Below are 20,014 nucleotides of genomic sequence, written 5' to 3' on the forward strand. Positions count from 1 at the left end.
GAGAGACAATGAGCCAACAATCGCAAATGGGCGGCTACTTCGAAAGCCAGCAATCCGGTGGCGCGCCTTGTGATACAACCGCCGACCACGGCGCGCATCAGATGGGGCAAAGCCTCACCGCGCCGCGCCAACAGGCACAATCGATGCCAAAGGCACCGGTGCAGTTCAAAGACTGGGCCGCGATCTAACGCAGCGCAGGAGCACCCGCAGAGTCCGGCGGCAAAGACATTCCCGAAGGCTGTTTTGATGGCCTTCGTTCCGAACCCTTGCGCAGCGAGCGCAACCCTGCCTCGCGCAGCCTGCTCGACCCTGTCACAGACGGGTATGACGCCGCGAACAGATCCGTCTGACAATCTCGGCCTGCCGTCACCTGCGCCCTTGCGCCGCCGACCGCGCCGCGTTTGAGTGCGCCATGGCAGTGCATCTCGATCCCGTTTCCTCGATTCCCAATCTCGGCCCCGCCTCGCAAGAGGGCTTCGCCGCCGCCGGTATCCATTCCGCGCAGGCCTTGCGCGCTTTGGGGCCCGATGAGGCCTATCTGGCCTATCTCTGCGCGGGGCACCGGCCGCATTTCATCTTTTACTATGCGATGGTGATGGGGCTACAGGGGCGCGCTTGGAACGATTGCAAAGGCGCGGAGAAAGACGGCCTGCGCGTGCGGTTCGATGCGATCAAGGCCCGCGCCGTCGCCGCGCAAAAGGGCGGCGCATATGGAAAGGGCCGCACGGATAGCGCGGCCCTTGAAGCATTTTTCAACGAGATTGGCCTGATCTAACCGATCGGCCCGCTCGGGTGGCGATTAGCCGACCAGTTCGAGACCGGAGAAGAAGAAAGCGATTTCTTCCGCTGCGGTTTCTGGAGCGTCCGACCCGTGAACCGAGTTCTCACCGATCGAGAGGGCGAATTCCTTGCGGATCGTGCCGTCAGCAGCGTCAGCCGGATTGGTTGCGCCCATAACTTCGCGGTTTTTCGTGATTGCGTTCTCGCCTTCGAGAACTTGAACCACGATCGGCTCGGAGATCATGAATTCGCACAGTTCGCCGAAGAACGGACGCTCGGAGTGAACGCCGTAGAACTGTTGTGCTTGTGCCAGCGTCATCTGAATGCGCTTGGATGCGACAACGCGCAGACCCGCTTCTTCAAATTTAGCAACGATTTTGCCGGTGAGGTTGCGCTTCGTGGCATCCGGTTTGATGATCGAGAACGTGCGTTCGAGGGCCATTTGGTGAGCCTTTCAGGTTATCTTGGGGCGGCTAATCCACCCAGTTCAATTCTGTCGCGCGTCTATCACGGCGCTATGACAAAGGAAAGAACTCCCGTGCAGTCTCACGCCAATGTTGGGTTGTTTTGCGCGGGAGGGTAAACGCTGGGTGAGGCTACGCGGCGGGGGCCTCCAATGCGGCGGTGAGCTTCGCCAGACCCGCCTCAGAAAGGCCGCGCTCTTTCGCCATCGTCAAGACGGCCTCGCGCACGTGTTTCTTGGCGCGTAAGATCTTCATAAACCGAGCTTCATCCAGAACCAGCAGAGTTGTCGGCGCGATTGCCCTCACCTCGCCCTGATAGGCGCGCCCCGCCAAAAGGGCGATTTGTCCAAACATCTCGCCGCGCCCCAATCGATTGGTCTGCTTGGCGGTGGTCACCTCCACCGCGCCGCTGGCGATGAAATATACCGAACGCGGGGCCTCGGCGCGGCGGCGGATCACTTCGCCCGCATTGGCGTGGCGCGTGACAAACCCTTTTGCGAGCCGCTTGAGCATCGCCTCATCCAGATGAGACAAAAGCGGGACCTGCCGCGCCAACTCGGCCCGCCGAAGCGCCAGATCAAGTTTCGGGCGCTTGCGTTCGCGCGCGATCCTGTCCTCAATGCCTTGTGTGAGGGATTGATGCAGCTCTGGCCCGATCAGCCCCTCGCGGCGCAGGTCGTCAATCTCCTGCCGCTCCAGACGTAATCCGGTGCGGCGCAAGAATTTCCGTTCCAATTCCTCGGCATAGCCCGGATATTGAAGCTTGAGCGCCTCCAGCGCCTGTTCAACCCCCTCAACCCGGCGCGCGACCAGCTCGTGCAACAAATCCGCCACACGGCGGCGATGGATGCGGCGGATGCGCGTATCGATAAACCCGTCCAACCCCTTGAGAACAAGGCGCTGGCTGAGCAGAAATTCGAATCTGTCTGCGGTGAGGGAGGCGAGGGGACGTGAAATCCGTGCGCGGTTGTCCAACCAGACCGCCAAGCGGAACCCACGGCTAAATGAGAGCGCACGGCGGTAAACCGCGCGGTAGCCCGAACGCCCGCCCGATGGCCCCCCGCTACGCGTCGCCTCCAATAGCCGTTCGGCCAGAACGCGGGCGCGCTCATAGCTTTTGGAGGACATCAGCCCGCCCTCAAACCCTTGATCGATCAAGTCCTTTTCATGACCCGAAAGGGCGATCAGGCCCAATGTGATACGATCGCGATCCGACAAGCCTTCCTCGCGCTCGGCTTCACTCACCGCGCCGCCCAGACGCTCGCCGAAATCCTTGGCCTCCGCGCGCACGATCTCTTTGGTCAGGTCATAATTCTCTGCCGCCCCCGCGACCCGCTCGCGCACCGATTGCAACGCAACCGCAACCACCTGTTTGGACAGGGCAAGATCAAGCGGCGTGAGCTTGTCGAGATGCAGCTTGGTGATGACTATCCGCAGGGTCGTCCCCTGCACCAGCAAGGTGAACAAGGTAAACCCCGTCGCCAAAATCCCGACCGCGCGCTTCGTCTCCGTGGCGATCGCGGGGTTTTCCGTCACCGCCAAGGCCAGCGCCAAGGTGACTGCGCCGCGCAACCCCCCCCATAAAATCGCGGCCTTATAGGGCGTCTCGACCCGCGGCGAGAGGCGCAGCACCGTGAGCAATGGCAACAGCACAAACAATACCAGCGCCCGCGCCGCGAAAGCGGCAATCGCGACGACACCAACGTAAACGATATCAATCCACGTCGCATCCGCCATCAATTTGGGAATCAAAATCGCGGCGAGAACGAAGATGAGTGCCCCCGCCCAATGCGCCAGAATATCCCAAAGCTCGCGCAGCTTTTCCCACCGCTTGGGATCAATTCGTCCGGGCGCCGCAAAGGTCAACACCAGCCCGCACACCACAACCGAGATCACGCCAGAGGCGCCGATCCCACGTTCCGCGAGGATATACGCCATATAGGGAATCGAGATCGACACGCTGAGCTGTGCGAGGGGGAAGCGGTTGAGCGCGATGAGAACTTGCAGCCCCGCCCACGCCATCGCTATGCCGATCACGGCGCCGCCCATCACAAGGTAGGGAAATTCGCCAAGCGCCTTGCTCGCGTCGGGATCGGGGCCGGACATGACGAAGGTGATGATCAGCCCGAAAATCGCAATCGCGGCGGCGTCATTGAGGAGGCTTTCGCCCTCGATGATCCGACCGAGCCGTTTGGGCGCGGAGAGGGAACGGAAAATTCCCGCCACCGCCGATGGGTCCGTTGTGGAGACAACAGACCCGATCAAAAGCCCCGTCGTCAGCGGCACGATGCCAAGCTGGCTGAGCGACCCGCCGATGATCACCGTCGAGAGCACCACCGCGACCACGGCGAGCAAAACAATCGGCACCCAATCGTCCAGAATTCGGCGGATCTCCATCCCCAATGTCACCTGAAACAACAGTGTTGGCAGGAAAATATACAGGAAGGAATTCGCGCGGATCGGCATTTCTGTGAAGCTCAGCGCGATGAAATTCAACGAGTTCGCGAAATCTAGCGTCAGGAACAGCGCCGATCCGACGCCGATCATCATCCCCGCCGCGGCCAAGGTCACGCTGAAGGGCAGGCGCAGGCGCTCGGCAAGTGGTTCACATAACCCGACGAGGAAGAATAACAGGGCAACAATCGTCGTAAGGGCAACAATCTCCATTGTTTTTGCGGTATCCGATCTGTGGCAGGTGGTCTTGCGGGGGGATGGCGGGGTGTTGTGCCCAGTATGCACCAGCAAGCCGCCCAACGCTCGCGCAAAATACGGGGTCGGGGTATCAAAATACCGTCACCCCGCCGCGCTCTGCGGGGAGTATGACGGGGAGATGTGGGGGCCGCGCGGCGCTACTTTAGCGCGGCGCTACTTTGGCGCGGTGCGCGGCGTCATCGCACGCAGCTCGGCCCAGAATGTCTCGAGCAAGGGTTTGCTGGATTGGGTCATCCGGTAGGCGCGAATTTCCAGCGGCGCTTGGAATCGCTCGTTCCCTGCAATCACCAATGCCCCTGATGCGAGTTCCTCAAGGCACATCCTTCGAGGCAACCAGCCCAAACCGAAGCCCTCCAAAATCATCGCTTTCACGGAATTCGAGAGCGCATTTTGACTGACTTGCAGAACAGAAGGCATCCCCGTGTCGTGTGCTGCGTCCGCAAGGGGCCGATTTTTATGCCCCGACAAAAGATCATCGACCACCGCCCGAAACACCGAATCCCGCCCGTATGACAGAACCGGCAGCCGGTCTTTGGGGTGGCGCGAGGCGGCATTGGCGCGCGCGCTGCCCGCAGCAGGCGGGTCTTGAGGCGATAAGTTGAACATCGCCGCGCCGTTGGAATCCGGTTTCGACACAGGGATCAAGACATCCTCAACCAAGGTCTGATAGGTGAATTCCGCCCCGCCAAGGGGCGCGAGGAAACTCATCATCGGGTGCCAGTAGACGAGGATCAGATCCGAATAGCCCTGTTGCAAACTCGCCACAAAGCGATCGGCCGGCCAAGAGACGGAGTTGAGATCAAGGGTGATATCCGACGAGAGAGGAAGAAACTCGTCATTCACATAAGATAAGTAGAGCGATTGCGACGCGGCCAAGCGCACCATCCGCTCATCCTCGGAATCAATCGCGCGGCATCGCTCAATCGTCTCGTCCATGGCTTGCAAGGCGGCGCGGGCCTGTTCCAAAAACAGGTCGCCCGCAGGGGTCAGCGATAAGGGCAGGGTCTCGCGATTGATCAGCCGCGCGCCAACGGTCGTTTCCAACACCCTGATCCGCCGCGAAAACGCGGGCTGGCTGACATAACGTTCCTCCGCCGCGCGGGAAAAATTCCGGCATTCGGCCAAGGCGATAAAGTCTTTGAGCCAGTTAAATTCCACAGCAGGCGGACCAGATGAAAGGGCGCGGTGCGCGCGTTGAGGGCTCCAACCTTAGCCCGCAGGACGCGGTGGTCAACATTTGGCGCCGCGCAGGGGAAAGTGCCGTTGCGTTGCGCGGCAGATCAGGGCCGCACGCGTCTGCATGCGGCGCGGCCCCTGTCGAGCGGCCCCGTTTCACAGCGCGGCCCCTGAGGCGGTGTCACTTATCCGCCCCTCCTCAACCGCGTGACAGGCAACGCGGCTGCCGTCCGGCTGGGCGATGACCTGCGGCTTTTGCATGAGGCAGCGTTGATCCGCAAACCCGCATCGGCTCGCAAAGGGGCATCCCGCGGGCAGATCGATTGGCGTCGGAATTTCGCCTTTCAGACGGATGTGATTGGGCTTGTCATCCTTCAGTTGCGGCACCGCCGAGAGCAGCGCGCGCGTGTAGGGATGCTTGGGCGCGGCAAAAAGGGTGCGCGTATCGGCAATCTCGCACACCGAGCCAAGATAGAGCACGACGACTTTCGTGCCAAAATGCTCGACCACGCTCAGATCATGGGTGATGAAAAGATACGTCAGCCCGCGCGCCTCTTTCGCCTCCAACATCAGGTTCAAAACCTGCGCTTGGATGGAGACGTCAAGCGCGCTGATCGGCTCATCCGCGACGATGAACTCGGGATCGACGGTCAGGGCGCGGGCGATGGCGATGCGCTGGCGCTGGCCGCCGGAAAATTCGTGCGGGTAGCGCTTGAGCCAGTTCGGATCGACCCCGACCGAGAGCATGACCTCGGCGACACGGTCCTCGACCTCGGCGCGGCTCATGCGCGGATTGTGATGGCGCACGGGCTCTTGCAAGGATTGCGCCAAGGTCATGCGCGGGTTGAGTGAGGCATAGGGGTTTTGGAAGATCATCTGGATCTTCTTGCGCAGGGGCTGCATCTGGCGGCGCGATAGCGTGTCGATGCGCGCCCCGTCATACAGGATCTCGCCGTTTGAGGGCGTCAGGAGCCCGGCGACAAGACGGGCGATCGTCGATTTCCCGCAGCCGCTTTCGCCTACGACGCAAACAGCCTCGGCGCGGTAGACGTCGAGCGAGACGTCGTTCACGGCATGCACCGCGCGCCGATCACGGACGATCTTCCCGCGGCGCAGCTTCAGACTTTCCAAAAACCCTTCATCGAGATCGAATTGTTTGCGCAGGCCTTTGATCTGGAGCAAGGGTGAAGCGCCATTTTCCGGTTTCATTACGGGTGGTTGCGAGGCGGTCTTCAAGTGATGTTCGCTCATGCGTCTTCCTCCTTGAGGCTTTGATCCGCGCTCAGGCGCTCGACCTCAAAACACGCAACAGATACCGGCCCGTAATGACGCGTGACAGGTTTTTGCGCGCGGCAGTGATCATCCGCAAAGGCGCAGCGCGGATGGAAGGCGCAGCCTTGCGGCACCTGCGCGAGCCCTGGCATCGTGCCCGGAATTTGCTTCAGGCGTTCGCCCGGTTCGGTCTGTTGCGGCAGGGCGTTGATGAGGCCTTGGGTATACGGGTGTTGGGGATCGTTGATGATCGAGCGCGTGCGGCCCGATTCAATGATCCGTCCCGCATACATCACCAATGTGCGCTCCGTCATTTGTGACACAACACCCAGATCATGCGTGATCAAGATCAGGCTGACTTGGTTGGATTGGCACAGCTCGAGCAGCAACTCCATGATATCGGCCTGAATCGTAACGTCCAGCGCCGTGGTCGGCTCATCCGCGATGATCAGCTTGGGCTCCAGCAACAGCGCAATCGCGATCACGATCCGCTGGCGCATCCCGCCGGAAAGCTCGTGCGGGTATTGATCCAGCCGCGCTTCGGGCGAGGGGATGTAAACCTCGCGCAGCTTGAGCAGGGCAATCTGGCGCGCCTCGCGTTTGCTCATCTTGCGATGTGCGAGCAGCGTCTCGACCATTTGTTGACCGATCGTCAGCACAGGGTTGAGGGTGACCATCGGATCTTGGAAGATCATCGCCATCCTGTCACCGCGCATCGTGCGCAGCGCGCGGGGCGACATCTTCACCACGTCGTCCCCGTCAAACAGGATTTCGCCTTGGTCGATATAGCCCGGACGCGAGAGCAGGTTCATCAGCGCGAATCCGGTGATCGATTTCCCCGCGCCGGATTCCCCCACGATCCCGAGCCGCTCGCCTTTATCGACATCAAACGAAATCCCGTCGAGCGCCGTCACAGGCCCGCCACGCACCGCAAATTTCACCGTGAGGTCTTTTACCGAAAGCAATGCCATCGCCCTCATCCTTTGTAGAGTTTGGGGTTGAGCACGTCGCGCATCCAATCGCCCAACAGGTTGATCACCAGCACCAGCACGACCAGCACAACGCCCGGGATCGCCGTGATCCACCAGCTCCCCGAGAAGATATAGTTAAAGCCCGACGAGATCAGCGCGCCGAGCGAGGGTTGGCTGGGCGGCATCCCGAGCCCGAGAAAGCTAAGCGAGGCCTCGGAGATGATCGCATTGGCGACCTGCACCGTCGAGATAACGAAGATCGGGGACAAGGAATTTGGCAAGATATGGCGCAACATGATCCGCAGCGGCCCAAACCCCAGCACCCGCGCGCTATCGACATATTCCTTCTTCTTTTCCGCCAGCACCGTCGCCCGCACAGTGCGCGCATATTGCGGCCATTCGGCAACCCCGATCACGACAATCAGGAAGAAAACCGCATATTGGTTGAAGGTCTCCGTGCCAAACAGCGCTTGAGTGACGGCGAGGAAGATGATGGCAACCATCAATGTCGAGAACGACAGTTGGATATCCGCGAGCCGCATGAGCAAGCTGTCGGTGCGCCCGCCAATATAGCCCGCCAGCAAGCCCACCGAAATCCCGAGGAAGGCTTGCAACAACACGGCGCAAATCCCGATCAGGATCGACAAACGTGTGCCGTAGAGGATCGTCGAAAGCAGGTCGCGGCCCTGATCATCCGTGCCCAAAGGGAATTCGGGCAACGCGCCTTCCACCCAGAAGGGCGGGTATTCCGAATTCATAATGTCGATCTGCGCCGGATCGTAGGGGTTGTAGGGCGCAATGAAGGGCGCGAGCACCGCGAGCAGCGCAATGATCGCGAAAATCAGAAAGCTGACGATCGCCACCGGATTGCGGCGAAAGCTGTAGCCCATCTGGCTATCCCACATCGCGGCAAGCAGCTTGGGGCGCGCAGGCCTGTTTGAGGGGGCGGCGGGTGTGGGAAGATTGCTCATGCGCCCATCCTTGCAAGTTTAATTGTCGGATTAACGAGGCCGTAGATCAGATCGACCAGTGTATTTGTGACCACGAAAATAAAGCCGACGACGATCAGATAGGCCACGATCAGCGGGGTATCGACACGGTTCACCGCCTCCAAAAACATGAAGCCCATCCCCGGCCATTGGAAGACCGTCTCCGTCAAGATCGTATAGGCCACCATCGTCCCGATCTGCACGCCGCCCACAGTGATAACGGGCAAAAGCGTGTTTTTGAGCGCGTGAACGAAGTAGATCCGCCATGGTTGTATGCCCTTGGCATGGGCAAAGCGCACATACTCGCTTTGCAGAACCTCCATCATCTCGGACCGGATGAGACGCACAAACATCGGCAACATGATCGACGCCAGCGCGACCGAGGGCAAGATGATATGCGCCCAGCCGTCAGCGGTGAGGAAGTTCGTCTCCCATGATCCGATGATATGGACAACCTCCCCGCGGCCGAAGGAAGGCATCACCCCAAGCTCGACGGAAAAAATGAAGATCATCATGATTGCGGTGAGAAAAACAGGGATCGAAATGCCGATAATCGACAGCCCCATGATCATCCGGCTCAAGATGGAGCCGGGCCGGATCGCGGTATAAACACCCAGCGGCACCGACAGCCCGATGATGATCACCGTGGCCCCGAACACCAGCTCCAACGTCGCGGGCAGCTTTTTCAAGATCACGTCAAGCGCAGGTTCTTTGAAGAAATACGATGTGCCAAGATCGCCTTGCAAGGCATTGGAAACAAATCTGAAATACTGTGTCAGGAACGGATCGTTAAGACCCATGCGCTCGCGCAGCTGCGCGCGGACCTCCTCCGACACCGATTGCCCGACAAGCTCGCGCAGCGGATCGCCTAAATTGCCTTGGATTGCGAAAGCGATCAGCGAGATCGCGAACATGACCGCGATCGCTTGGAACACTCGTTTAACGAGATAGGCAAACATCAAAACCACCTGGTTGTTGGGGATCGCAAGCCCCTATCTGGGGGGCTGTCGCGCGGCAAGCGCAAGGCGCCAGCGCCGTTATTTATGTGGGAAAAGACGGGCCCGCCGAGAAATCCGGTCGGGCCCGTCACGTGATCTTGCGCGGGCGTGCCGCGCAAGGACAGCGTTATTCCGAGATCACCAGATCACCGAAATAAGGGAAGTCGAGCGCGTTGACGATCTCGTCAGCGTTCATGCCATCCTTCGCGCCCCACGCAAGGTTTTGCCAATGAAGGGGGATGAAGGCCGCGTCCTCATAGAGCATCGCCTCCAGCGCCCGCAGCGACTCGCCGCGCTTCTCGGTGTCGATCTCGGTGTTGGTCGACGTCATCAAAGCATCCGCTTCCGGATTGCAGTAAATGCCCGAATTATACTGGCCATTCCCGGTTTCCTCATCATAGCACGCGGTGAGGAACTGGTGGAAATTCGCGGAATCCTCGGTATCGGCATGCCAGCCGATCAGCATCATATCGGCTGCGCGCTCGTCAAACATCGGCCAGTATTGCGCCTTTGGAACGGTTTGCAGATCGACGGTGATGTTGATTTTCGACAGCATTGACGCGGCCGCTTGCGCGATTTTATCGTCGTTCACATAGCGGTTGTTGGGCGCGAGCATGGTGATCGAGAACCCATCCTCATAGCCAGCCTCCGTCATCAGCGCTTTCGCCTTTTCCAGATCAAAGCGCGGTGCCAAGGCGGCGTCATACCCCAAATATCCCTCGGGCGAGGCCTGACCGGCGGTGGTGGCGAAGCCGCGCATGATCCGGTCGACGATGCCTTGGTTATTGATAGCATAGTCAATGGCTTGGCGGACGCGCTTATCCTTGAATGCTTCGACGCGATCTTGGTTCATCTGGAAGGTGATCACGCGGGTGCCCGGCATCGTGATCAGGTTCACGCCCTCCGTCTCCTCGATCCGCGCGAGGTCGGTCGGTGGTACGGGCGAGATGAAATCGACATCGCCCGACAACAGCGCCGCGACACGGGTCGGATCTTCCTTGATCGGGGTCAATGTGATGGTGTCGACATTGCCCGTCTCCGGGTCCCAATAGCCGTCAAACCGATCAAACTGCATCCGCACACCCTGTTCACGGGCGGTGACGATGAACGGGCCGGTGCCCGACATCATGCGCGAGGCGAAGCTGTCGCCGTGCTTCACGATTTCGGATTTGGATTTCCCATCCTCGGTTTCGCCCGAATAGAAGGCGCTATCCATCGCAAACAGATAGGTCGCGGTGTGCAGTACCAGCGGATAGGGTTCGGCGGTTTTCAGATCGACCGTGTAATCGTCGACGATCTCGACGGCGGTGAACGGCGTGAAGATTCCTTTGAAATCTTCCGAGGATTTGATCCGGTCAAAGGTCCATGCCACGTCTTTTGCGGTGAAGCTGTTGCCCGAATGGAACTTGACGCCCTCGCGCAGTTTGAACCGCATCGTGGTCTCGTCAATCTGCTCCCAGCTTTCGGCCAGACGGGGTTCGAATTCGAAATCCTGCGTCCAGCGCACGAGCGGATCGAAAACCATATGCGACAGTTGCAGCGTCCCGCCCGAGAGTTGCTCGTAGGGATCAAGCGACACCGGATCGGCATCATAGGCGACGCGCAAAGTATTTTCGGCCATCGCAGCGGTTGAAAAACCGGCCGTTGTCAGCGCCGCGATCAATGCCGGCCCCGCCAGCTTCGCGATGCTATTTGTAAAATTGAGCATTATAGGCTCCCCGTTATGATTTTTTTTGTGAGGGGAAGGTAGGGCCGATTTCGCGGTGGCTTCAAATGCCGAGTTTGCATCACGCTATGCTTTGCGCACATAGCCGTGAGCGCGCGTGACTTGTGCGTGAAGGGTTGACGCGTCGTCATAGTCTCGCGCATCAGCCTCTTGACCGCCCCGCAAATCCGCGCCATTCCCCAGATATGATCCCCAAAGACGCCCTCGACCAGATTTTGCAGCGCTTCGAATTTATTGAGGCCAAACTCAGCGGCGGCGCGGCCCCCGCAGAGATCGCCAGTTTGTCGCGCGAATATTCCGACCTCAAACCCGTCGTGTCGCAAATCCACGCGTATCGCCAAGCCGTTGCGGATCTTGCCGAGGCGGTGGAGATGCTCGGTGATCCCGAAATGCGCGCCTTGGCCGAGGAAGAAATGCCGCGGATCAAGGCGCAGATCCCGTTGATGGAGCAGGCGCTGCAAATCGCGCTCTTGCCCAAGGATGCCGCCGATGCGCGCCCAGCCATTTTGGAAATCCGGCCCGGCACAGGGGGCGATGAGGCGGCGCTCTTTGCGGGGGATCTGCTGCGGATGTATCAAAAATACGCCGAGTTGCAGGGCTGGTCGTTCCAGCTTCTCGAACTCTCCGAGTTTGAATTGGGCGGCGTGCGCGAGGCTATGGCGCGGGTTGAGGGCGAGGGTGTCTTTGCGCGCCTGAAATTCGAGAGCGGCGTGCACCGCGTGCAACGCGTCCCCGCGACCGAGGCCTCCGGTCGCATCCATACCTCCGCGGCGACTGTGGCCGTTTTGCCCGAGGCCGAGGAAGTCGATATCGACATCCCTGCTACCGATATTCGCATCGATACCATGCGTGCGTCCGGCGCCGGCGGGCAGCACGTCAATACCACCGATTCCGCCGTGCGCATCACCCATTTGCCGACCGGCCTCATCGTGACATCCTCGGAAAAATCCCAGCACCAGAACCGCGCCAATGCGATGGCCGTTTTGCGCGCGCGGCTCTTTGAGATGGAACGTGAGCGGATCGCGGGCGAGCGCGCCGACAGTCGCAAAACGCAAGTCGGGTCCGGCGATCGATCCGAGCGCATCCGCACCTATAATTTCCCGCAAGGGCGTATGACGGATCACCGCATCAACCTGACACTCTATTCGCTCGATAAGGTGATGCAGGGCGAAATTCGCGAGATCATCGAGGCCCTGATCGCCCATGATCAGGCCGAGAAACTGGCGGAGATGAACGGGTGAGCGCGGGCGCGACGGCCCAATCGGCCCTGATCGCGGGAATAAAAACGCTCAAAGAGGCTGGTGTGGAGGGCGCGCCGCGCGATGCGCGCAGGCTCATGGCATTCGCGCTTGATATCGTGCCTGACCGCCTGACGTTGCACCTCCATGACGCCATCCCCGCCGATGCGTCCGCGCGGTTCGATGCCGCAATCGCGGCTCGGGCGGCGCGTCATCCGGTGTCCCATATCACCGGAGTGCGGGCGTTTTGGGGGCGCGAGTTTCGGGTTACGAAAGACACGCTCGACCCGCGTCCAGAGACGGAGATCTTGATCGATGCGGCGCTACAAGACCCGTTCGAGACGGTGCTTGATCTTGGCTTGGGAACGGGCTGCATCTTGCTCACGCTGTTGGCGGAGCGTCCGTCGGCCCGCGGGGTAGGTGGCGATATCTCCGCCGCCGCGTTGCGCGTCGCGTCCGAAAATGCTGCGCGATTTGGTCTTGGTGAGCGCGCCGATCTGCGTCTCTCGGATTGGTTTGAAGACATCACAGGCCAGTTCGATCTCATCACGTCGAACCCGCCCTATATCGCGCAGGACGAGATGGCCGCGCTCTCGCCTGAGGTGCGCCTGCACGAGCCGCATCTTGCCCTCACGCCGGGTGGCGATGGGCTCGGGCCCTACCGGATTATCGCGGCGCAAGCGGCGCTGTATCTGCGGCCTCAGGGCAGGGTGCTGGTGGAAATCGGCCCGACCCAAGGGCAAGCCGTGTCAGAATTTTTCCGCACCGCAGGATTTGCCGATGTGGCGGTTTTGCACGATTTCGACGGGCGCGACCGCGTGGTCCGCGCGTCGATGGGATGAAAAATCGTCTTTCGCGCTAGAAATCCTCCGCAGGCAGGCAAATCGCCGCCACAACCGCGCAATTACGCGCATTTTTCGTAGTTTGTGCTTGCCAGCGTGCCGCTCTCATGGTTATTCATCCCCGTGAGCGGCGAAGAATATTCCCCTCACGTCTCAGCCATCAGATCTGGTCCGCATTCGGGTAACGCCGATCTCGCGCAGGCCGAGGGTCCGGCAAGGGCCGTTAAGGTCCGTTTGATTAACACCTCAGAAGACGAGTCTCATGAGATCTTCCAAATCCCGTTCGCGTTCGAAATCGAACCGCCAACGCTCGATCGGCAATATCATCAACCGCGTCTTCGATAGTTCGGGGCCGGAAGGGAAAGTGCGCGGCACGCCGCAGCAGATTATTGATAAATATCTGCAGCTTGCCCGCGATGCCCAGCTTTCCAACGATCGCGTTGCGGAACAAAACTTCCTGCAACACGCAGAGCATTACACCCGCATGTTGGGTGAGGCGAATAAGGAAATGGCGCGCGAACAAGAGCAGCGCCAGCAAAACGGCCATCACAACGGCCAGAATGGGTCGGGGGACGAGGGCCGCGATCAGAACGATCAACCCCGCCACGATCAAAACCGGAATGACCAGAACCGGAACGACCAGAACCGCAATGATCAGAACCGGAATGACCAAGGTCGGAACGATCAAAACCGTGACGAGTTGGGTAACAACGGTGGCCGCGACAACAATCGCCGCGAGAATAACAACCGTCGCGATAACAACCGTGACAACAACAACCGCCGTGATCGCAACCGTCGGGATAACAACGACTCGCGCAGCTCGGATGGCGAGACCCGCGGCGATCAAAACCAGCCCGCAGCGACGCAGGCGACCGCGGCCGATCAAGGCAATGCCGATCGCACACCTGTGCAAGATGAGCTGCCGGCTTTCATCAGCCAGCCGCCGCGCCGCACAGAGCCTGACACGAGCTTTACCTCGGATGACGGCCATGCCGATATCGTGAGCACACCCGAAAGCGCGCCGTCGAAACCCGCCGCCCGCGCACCCAAGGTTGAGGCAGCACCCGTTGAGGCTGGTGCAGGTGAGGCAGTGGAGGGCGCACCGCGCAAGCCACGTGCACCGCGTAAACCGCGCGTGACAAAGCCCAAACCGGACGCGGCTGAGGCGACAGCCAAGCCAGAGCCCGCCGATAAGGGCGAGCCATCGGCCAACGAGTAATCCGCATCTAGTCAAACAAAACGCCGCGTCCCAGACGCGGCGTTTTTTGGTGTTCGATCAGATCGTTCCCTCAACCGCGTCCGGCAGCCCGCTCGCGTTTTAGAATTTGCGATAGCGCGCAGAATTGCTCCAAAGTGACTTGTTCGGCGCGCTCAGTTGGGCGGATGCCAGCCTCCTCGATCAGCGCTTCCATATTCGGCGCGAGCGATTTAAGCGACGCGCGCAGCATCTTGCGGCGTTGGTTGAAGCCCGCAGCGATGACCTGATTAAGCAGTTTCGGATCGGCCTCAAAGCGCGGCGCGGGGAGTGCGGTCAAATGTACCACCGCCGAATGCACTTTGGGCGCGGGGGTAAAGGCCTCTGGCGGCAGGCTCATCACGATTTTCGCATCACACCGCCACTGCGCCAAAAGCGCGAGCCGCCCGTAATGATTGTCGCCCACTTTCGCGACAATCCTTTCCGCGACTTCGCGTTGAAACATCAGCGTCAAAGACGTCCAGACCGGAGGCCAAATCGCGGGTGTGAGCCAGCGGACGAGCAACTCCGTCCCGACGTTATAGGGCAGGTTGGCGGCAATCTTGATCGGCGGCGTGAGATATTCTAACGCGTTAATTTCCATCGCATCGCCGTTGATAACTTCCAGCCGATCCGGATAATGCGCGGAAATTTCGGCCAATGCGGGCAAGCAACGCGGGTCTTTCTCCACGGCCAGCACACGGCGCGCACCCTCGGCAAGAAGGCCGCGCGTCAGCCCGCCCGGACCCGGCCCGACTTCCAACACATCGCATCCCTTCAAATCACCCGCTGCACGGGCGATTTTCGACGTCAAATTGAGATCGAGCAGGAAGTTTTGCCCCAACTGCTTTTTCGCCACAAGGTCATGGTCGCGGATCACTTCACGCAGCGGTGGAAGTCCGTCAATCGCACTCATAGGGGCCTCTTTCAAAATGTAGCGTTGTCACGCGACGAGGGCTGCATCGGGCCACGGTCAGCCGCGATTCCGGCCCATATCCGCCGCCATTTTCAGGGCGGCGATCAGACTTGCAGGCGTCGCAACGCCTTTGCCCGCGATATCATATCCGGTGCCATGATCGGGCGAGGTGCGTATGAACGGCAGGCCCAACGTCACATTGACGCCGCCGTCAAAATCGAGCGTCTTGATCGGGATCAGGGCTTGGTCGTGATAGGCGCAAATTGCCACATCATACGCCTCGCGCGCGCGGGCGTGGAACATGGTATCAGCGGAAAGCGGGCCGGTAATCGCATAGCCATCGGCGCGCAAGTCTTTGATTTCGCGCGTCATCCATTCGAGTTCCTCGCGCCCCATCGCGCCGCCTTCGCCCGCGTGCGGGTTCAGGCCCGCAACTGCGATGCGCGGGCTGTGATAGCCGAAATCGCGCTGCATCCCCTCGAACGTGATCCGGACCGTGTCGCGGAGAACGTCGCGCGTGAAGGCTTGCGGCACCTTGCTGAGCGCGATGTGGATCGTGGCAGGCACAACCTTGAGCATCGGAGAGGCGAGCATCATCACAACGCGCGCGCCCCCTGCGAGATGCGCAAGATATTCCGTATGACCGGGGAAGGCGAAATTAGCGCCGTCTTTAAGGGCTTTTTTGTTGATCGGTGAGGTACAAAGCGCAGAGCCTTCGCCGCGCATGACCAGATCAACGCCGCGCGCGATGACGTCAATGACGGCGCGCGCGTTTTCAGGGTCCGGCGCGCCGGCAGGGGCGGCGGCAGGGAAATCGTGACGCAAGACCGGCAGCGCGGTGCCCGCGATCGACATCGCATCGGAGGGGCGCTCGATCTCTTGATATTTCGTGCCTTTCGGCAAATGGGCAGGATCACCCACCCAACAAAACGGAACCGAAGCGCGGAGTTTCGCGGCCGCCTTCGCTGCCAGCTCAGGGCCGATCCCCGCAGGGTCGCCGCAGGTCAAAATAACGGGGCGCATATTGGCCGGTGGCGCTGTGTCTAACCTGGTCATTAGCGGATGATCACAGCATTCGCGCGCAGATCCGCCAGATCGCCCTCCGCGAACTGGCCAACGCGGGCGTTGGCGATACGGTCGCGCAGCGCTTCCGAGGAGGGCGCGCCCTCTGCCTCGGGGCGGGTGCGCGCGCAGAGCATGACCACAACACTATTCCCGCCGCGACGGATCGCGGTCGAGATCTCGTTGCTGTCCATCTGGGCCAGTTGCAGCGCGACATCGGTCGGAATCTCCGGCAGGCTGCGCGTCTCTCGGGTCAACAAAGCCGCGTCCTGCCCTTTGTTGAATGCGTAGAGATCGTCGCAGGTTTGCGCATTCGCCTGAACTCGCGCCAAGGCGATCTGCCCCGCCTCGGTGTCGATCGACGGGATAAGATACTCTGCGTAATCAAGGATTTGCTCGTCTGCCTCTTGCGGGCCTTCCTCGTCAATTCCGCGCAGACGGAAAACCGCGATCGCATTGGGAATGTTGAGCGGCTCGGTGTTCGATCCGGGCGTCAGGCCGAGCATCACAGCGCGCAGCGACGGTGGCACGTCGTTGATCGCTTTCCAAGGCAGGCGCCCGCCCGCGTCGCGTGATGCGGTGGCGGAATATTCGCGGGCCAAAGCACCAAAGCTGGCCTCCGAGTCCGCCGCGCTCACCCGTTCGGCGATGGCGGCGGCTTCGGCCTCACGGCCTGGCGGCGTCGGGATGATGAATTCTTGCATCAACAGGCGCGTACCCTTGCCACGTTCGGCTTCCGGCGCGGAGGCGAAGGCGGCCTCGGTCTCCGAGATATTCACCTTGCCCGCATATTTCGCGCGGATAACCTCGCGCCATGCGATGCCGGCCTCGACGAAATCACGGAAGGTCTGGGGCTCTACGCCCTCTGCGCCAATCGCCGCGAGGAATTGCTCCGCTGTCATATTCGCGCGGCCTGCGAACTCCGCCATGCCCTGCGTCACCGCCTCGCGCGAGACCTCGATACCGGCCGATTTCGCAGCACTCATCCGCAAACGGTCGTCGATAAGATCGCTCTCGGCTTCGGCAACCGGATCGGGCGAGCGCCCGAGCAGCGACACCATCTTCGCGCGCTGGTCGATTTCGAAGCGCGTGATCCCGAGGCCGTTGACGGAAATCACCGGCGCGAATGGGTTCGATTGCGCCGCCGCAGGACGCGCGTGCAGCATGATCGCGCCAGTGGTCGCCATCAGGGCAGGCGTCAAAATGGTGGTCAAAGCGGTGGTCACGCCAAGGACGAAAAGCGATGCTCGCATCTTTTCAACAGCTCCCGGCCCGAAGGCCTATTCTTTGGCGCGGCCCGAAGGCGTTGCCGTTTTCGGCGTTTGCGCCGCAGGTTGGGCGGCATCGCCCGTTCTCAGCACCCGAAAGCGCCTCTCGGATTTGACGCCGTTGTAACGCGCGTCCTGCTGCGCGTCTAGCGCGTGCAGGTTTGCGCGGTGCCTTGCGCGCCGGCGCCGAACCCTGCCAACTCAATCGAAATTCCCAAGCTGGTCTCGGGATCGACACTACTAGATGAGGTAAAGCGGCGCGAGAGGGAAAGATCGAGCGAGATACACTCGTTCACATATTCGACACCAAGCGCCGCCGTCGCCGCGCCCTCGGTATAAAGATCGTAGCGCGTGTCGACGCTGCCGTTCCAATTTGCGGTCAGCGGGAAGCTGGTATCGAGCAGAATTTCGGAAATCGGCTCGTCGCGGTCTTCGATCTGATCGGCTTCCATCCAAAGATACCCAAGCGAGAGCGAGGTATCGTCTTTGGTGTATGAGATGCGCATCTCATCGCGCGCGAGAGAGAAGTTATCGTCGATCAAGGCGCGGTTGCTCAAAATCAGGCCCGAGCTCATCGTCAGGTGCGAGGCGACCAGCCAATCTGAGCTGCGTCCGGTGAGACCGGTCGATGTGCCGAACTGACCTAGATCATCCGCTTTGATGACGCGCCCTGCGGTCAACCCGAGGGAATAGCCCGATGCATCCTGTCGGGTCCAACTCAAGCCGAGGTTTGCCCTGATGCCGCGTTCGCGCGCATCCTCGCCCGGATAGCGGGTGAGGGAAAACAGGTTGCCCTCGTCAAATTCGACCAAGGTGCTGTCCTCGTTCGGGACTTCGGGCAATGTGCGCCGCGACCAAACGATCTGGGCGATGGGTTCCAGAACCTCCGCCGCCGATCCGGTTTGCCGCACGAGCGGGTATCGCAGGGTGATGGCCGCTGTTGGCGCGACCCGCGCGATCGTCGAATCGTACCGGCTGTCGGAGTGGATGTCGTAGAAATCGGCGTTCACGAGGCCGGTCGCATTCACCAACACACCGCTTGGCAAAAGCCAGTTGCGCGAGAGCCCCGCCTCAAACCCGTAACGCACCACATCGCGCCCTAGATCCCCGTCGATATCGGAGGCGCGCCGATGCGCATGAACATCCCAATCGAGATGGGCAATACCGCCCGCGAGGCCGTAGCTGCGGCTGAGTTGCAAATCGCCTGCGAGGGCGGGCTGTGTGCCATTATCCTCGCCGTCGCGGATCGAGTGCGTATAGCCTACCCGCCCCCAAACCAATCGATCGGCCTTCACGCGCTCCAACGTGATCCCGGACCATAGGCGCTCTTCATCCGAGATATCGTAATCGACGAGATAGGCATCATCTGACACGGTGCGCAGCTGCACCCCCAGCGTATAGCCGCGCGGTAGCTCAAAGCTGCCATCCGCGAACAAATACCCGCGGGTGTCGTCGTCATATTCCTCATCGCGCGTCACGGCGCCTTCCCAATCAAGGCGCCCCGTCCGGTAAGCCTCGCGGTACCGCAGCCCGAGTGTGTAGCCGTCTTGCGTCGTGATGCTCGGCGTTACCGTCAGATCGCGGCTGTCGCCCATCGTGATAAAATAGGGCAGGCTGATCCCGGTGCCGAGCAAGGAAGACGAGCGGAACACCGGCGCAAGAAAGCCCGACATCCGTTCGACCGTTGGATCGGGCATCTTGACGGCAGGCAGATACGCCAGCGGCACGCCAAAGGCGCGGAACTGGGCTTTCTCGAAATAGAGTTGACGCGTGACCTGATCGTGCGTGACCCGCCGCGCGCGTATTTCCCAAAGCGGCGTCGGATCGGTGGCGCAGATTTGGCAGGATGAGGCCACAACCGTATCAAGCACGGAGTAGCGCCCGTCGCGCCGTTCCATCTGGTTTGCGGCCAGCTGCAATTCGCGCGCCAGCACAAGCCGCGCGCCGTTGAGGATGCCGTTTTGCATATCTTGATCGATCGAGGCGCTATCGGCCAAAATATCGGCGCGCCCCGTCGCATCGATCATCCGGATGGGGCCGGTGATGAGCATTGTCTCGTTGGTGGGATCGTATTGGATCCGCGCCGCCGTTAAGCGGTTGCCTTGGTAATAGACCTCGACGGAGCCTTCCGCGATGAGGGTATTGCCACCGCCAATCGTCACCCGGTCCGCGACCAATGTCGCCGCTTGCGACTGGGTTGCGGTAAGTTGTGGGGTGAGATTGCCGTCCTGAACCGCTACCTGTGCGAATGTCGCAACCGGGGCGCAAAGCAGCATCGCAAGCATCGACGCCTTGAGAGGCGTTGCCTTGCGCGCGCGCGCATCCGCTGGTGTGATTATGTGAGTGAGCATTTGGGTCTTGCGCCG

17 protein-coding genes are annotated in these 20,014 nt (G+C 60.8%); 5 read left to right on the plus strand and 12 right to left on the minus strand.

Annotated elements, in window-relative coordinates; all coding sequences use genetic code 11:
- Positions 1-8 precede the first annotated feature (8 nt).
- The gene (locus SJY32_RS05405) at positions 9-188 is read left to right on the plus strand and encodes a hypothetical protein (protein WP_376872551.1); all 180 of its coding nucleotides are present in this window, start codon (positions 9-11) and stop codon (positions 186-188) included.
- Between the two features lie 224 nt (positions 189-412).
- A complete protein-coding gene (locus SJY32_RS05410) occupies positions 413-775 on the plus strand; it encodes a TfoX/Sxy family DNA transformation protein (protein ID WP_376872553.1) in 363 nt (120 codons plus the stop codon).
- 24 nt (positions 776-799) lie between these two features.
- On the opposite strand, the gene ndk is transcribed toward SJY32_RS05410, so the two are convergent.
- The 8 genes from ndk to SJY32_RS05450 form a co-directional block, all read right to left on the minus strand.
- Entirely contained in the window at positions 800-1,222 is a 423-nt protein-coding gene (ndk, locus tag SJY32_RS05415; RefSeq protein WP_376872555.1) for a nucleoside-diphosphate kinase, read from the minus strand.
- A gap of 154 nt (positions 1,223-1,376) precedes the next feature.
- Positions 1,377-3,911, minus strand: a complete 2,535-nt coding sequence (locus tag SJY32_RS05420; protein ID WP_376872557.1) for a cation:proton antiporter — start codon at positions 3,909-3,911, stop codon at positions 1,377-1,379.
- A 198-nt stretch (positions 3,912-4,109) separates the two neighbouring features.
- Positions 4,110-5,114 (minus strand): LysR family transcriptional regulator, encoded by a 1,005-nt coding sequence (locus tag SJY32_RS05425; protein WP_376872559.1) that lies wholly within the window; start codon positions 5,112-5,114, stop codon positions 4,110-4,112.
- A gap of 174 nt (positions 5,115-5,288) precedes the next feature.
- Positions 5,289-6,341, minus strand: coding sequence for an ABC transporter ATP-binding protein (locus SJY32_RS05430; RefSeq protein WP_376877585.1), 1,053 nt, complete (start codon positions 6,339-6,341; stop codon positions 5,289-5,291).
- A gap of 38 nt (positions 6,342-6,379) precedes the next feature.
- Positions 6,380-7,375 carry an ABC transporter ATP-binding protein gene (locus tag SJY32_RS05435; protein WP_376872562.1) on the minus strand — a complete coding sequence of 332 codons (996 nt, stop codon included), beginning with the start codon at positions 7,373-7,375 and terminating at the stop codon, positions 6,380-6,382.
- A gap of 5 nt (positions 7,376-7,380) precedes the next feature.
- Positions 7,381-8,280 carry an ABC transporter permease gene (locus SJY32_RS05440; protein ID WP_376877588.1) on the minus strand — a complete coding sequence of 300 codons (900 nt, stop codon included), beginning with the start codon at positions 8,278-8,280 and terminating at the stop codon, positions 7,381-7,383.
- 62 nt (positions 8,281-8,342) lie between these two features.
- Positions 8,343-9,323 (minus strand): ABC transporter permease, encoded by a 981-nt coding sequence (locus SJY32_RS05445; RefSeq protein ID WP_376872565.1) that lies wholly within the window; start codon positions 9,321-9,323, stop codon positions 8,343-8,345.
- A 166-nt stretch (positions 9,324-9,489) separates the two neighbouring features.
- The gene (locus SJY32_RS05450; protein ID WP_376877591.1) at positions 9,490-10,983 is read right to left on the minus strand and encodes an ABC transporter substrate-binding protein; all 1,494 of its coding nucleotides are present in this window, start codon (positions 10,981-10,983) and stop codon (positions 9,490-9,492) included.
- Between the two features lie 290 nt (positions 10,984-11,273).
- Here SJY32_RS05450 and prfA point away from each other — a divergent pair, with 290 nt between their 5' ends.
- The 3 genes from prfA to SJY32_RS05465 all read left to right on the plus strand — a co-directional run bounded on the left by prfA (position 11,274) and on the right by SJY32_RS05465 (position 14,387).
- Complete coding sequence (prfA, locus tag SJY32_RS05455) at positions 11,274-12,329, plus strand: peptide chain release factor 1 (protein WP_376872567.1); 1,056 nt, start codon at positions 11,274-11,276, stop codon at positions 12,327-12,329.
- Complete coding sequence (prmC, locus tag SJY32_RS05460; RefSeq protein WP_376872569.1) at positions 12,326-13,168, plus strand: peptide chain release factor N(5)-glutamine methyltransferase; 843 nt, start codon at positions 12,326-12,328, stop codon at positions 13,166-13,168. Before prfA ends, prmC begins: the two co-directional genes overlap by 4 nt.
- Before the next feature lie 262 nt (positions 13,169-13,430).
- Complete coding sequence (locus SJY32_RS05465; protein WP_376872571.1) at positions 13,431-14,387, plus strand: DUF4167 domain-containing protein; 957 nt, start codon at positions 13,431-13,433, stop codon at positions 14,385-14,387.
- Positions 14,388-14,457: 70 nt separating this feature from the next.
- Here the strand turns inward: SJY32_RS05465 and rsmA are convergent, their stop codons facing one another.
- The 4 genes from rsmA to SJY32_RS05485 all read right to left on the minus strand — a co-directional run bounded on the left by rsmA (position 14,458) and on the right by SJY32_RS05485 (position 19,999).
- Complete coding sequence (gene rsmA, locus SJY32_RS05470; protein ID WP_376872573.1) at positions 14,458-15,318, minus strand: 16S rRNA (adenine(1518)-N(6)/adenine(1519)-N(6))-dimethyltransferase RsmA; 861 nt, start codon at positions 15,316-15,318, stop codon at positions 14,458-14,460.
- Positions 15,319-15,375: 57 nt separating this feature from the next.
- On the minus strand, positions 15,376-16,374 hold the full coding sequence (gene pdxA, locus SJY32_RS05475) for a 4-hydroxythreonine-4-phosphate dehydrogenase PdxA (RefSeq protein WP_376872576.1): 999 nt from the start codon (positions 16,372-16,374) through the stop codon (positions 15,376-15,378).
- Positions 16,374-17,633, minus strand: coding sequence for a peptidylprolyl isomerase (locus SJY32_RS05480; protein ID WP_376872578.1), 1,260 nt, complete (start codon positions 17,631-17,633; stop codon positions 16,374-16,376). The genes pdxA and SJY32_RS05480 overlap by 1 nt, the downstream gene beginning before the upstream one ends.
- Before the next feature lie 161 nt (positions 17,634-17,794).
- Positions 17,795-19,999 (minus strand): LPS-assembly protein LptD, encoded by a 2,205-nt coding sequence (locus SJY32_RS05485; RefSeq protein ID WP_376872581.1) that lies wholly within the window; start codon positions 19,997-19,999, stop codon positions 17,795-17,797.
- Positions 20,000-20,014: the final 15 nt, after the last annotated feature.

The sequence above is a fragment of the Albirhodobacter sp. R86504 genome (assembly GCF_042466415.1).
Taxonomy (GTDB): domain Bacteria; phylum Pseudomonadota; class Alphaproteobacteria; order Rhodobacterales; family Rhodobacteraceae; genus Albirhodobacter.

What these genes read in the sequence shown, in the direction of transcription:
- SJY32_RS05405 (WP_376872551.1), top strand. Translation starts at nt 9, where the DNA reads ATGAGCCAACAATCGCAAATGGGCGGCTACTTCGAAAGCCAGCAATCC.
- SJY32_RS05410 (WP_376872553.1), top strand. Translation starts at nt 413, where the DNA reads ATGGCAGTGCATCTCGATCCCGTTTCCTCGATTCCCAATCTCGGCCCC.
- ndk (WP_376872555.1), bottom strand. Translation starts at nt 1,222, where the DNA reads ATGGCCCTCGAACGCACGTTCTCGATCATCAAACCGGATGCCACGAAG.
- SJY32_RS05420 (WP_376872557.1), bottom strand. Translation starts at nt 3,911, where the DNA reads ATGGAGATTGTTGCCCTTACGACGATTGTTGCCCTGTTATTCTTCCTC.
- SJY32_RS05430 (WP_376877585.1), bottom strand. Translation starts at nt 6,341, where the DNA reads ATGAAACCGGAAAATGGCGCTTCACCCTTGCTCCAGATCAAAGGCCTG.
- SJY32_RS05435 (WP_376872562.1), bottom strand. Translation starts at nt 7,375, where the DNA reads ATGGCATTGCTTTCGGTAAAAGACCTCACGGTGAAATTTGCGGTGCGT.
- SJY32_RS05440 (WP_376877588.1), bottom strand. Translation starts at nt 8,280, where the DNA reads ATGTGGGATAGCCAGATGGGCTACAGCTTTCGCCGCAATCCGGTGGCG.
- SJY32_RS05445 (WP_376872565.1), bottom strand. Translation starts at nt 9,323, where the DNA reads ATGTTTGCCTATCTCGTTAAACGAGTGTTCCAAGCGATCGCGGTCATG.
- SJY32_RS05450 (WP_376877591.1), bottom strand. Translation starts at nt 10,983, where the DNA reads ATGGCCGAAAATACTTTGCGCGTCGCCTATGATGCCGATCCGGTGTCG.
- prfA (WP_376872567.1), top strand. Translation starts at nt 11,274, where the DNA reads ATGATCCCCAAAGACGCCCTCGACCAGATTTTGCAGCGCTTCGAATTT.
- SJY32_RS05465 (WP_376872571.1), top strand. Translation starts at nt 13,431, where the DNA reads ATGAGATCTTCCAAATCCCGTTCGCGTTCGAAATCGAACCGCCAACGC.
- rsmA (WP_376872573.1), bottom strand. Translation starts at nt 15,318, where the DNA reads ATGAGTGCGATTGACGGACTTCCACCGCTGCGTGAAGTGATCCGCGAC.
- pdxA (WP_376872576.1), bottom strand. Translation starts at nt 16,374, where the DNA reads ATGACCAGGTTAGACACAGCGCCACCGGCCAATATGCGCCCCGTTATT.
- SJY32_RS05480 (WP_376872578.1), bottom strand. Translation starts at nt 17,633, where the DNA reads ATGCGAGCATCGCTTTTCGTCCTTGGCGTGACCACCGCTTTGACCACC.
- SJY32_RS05485 (WP_376872581.1), bottom strand. Translation starts at nt 19,999, where the DNA reads ATGCTCACTCACATAATCACACCAGCGGATGCGCGCGCGCGCAAGGCA.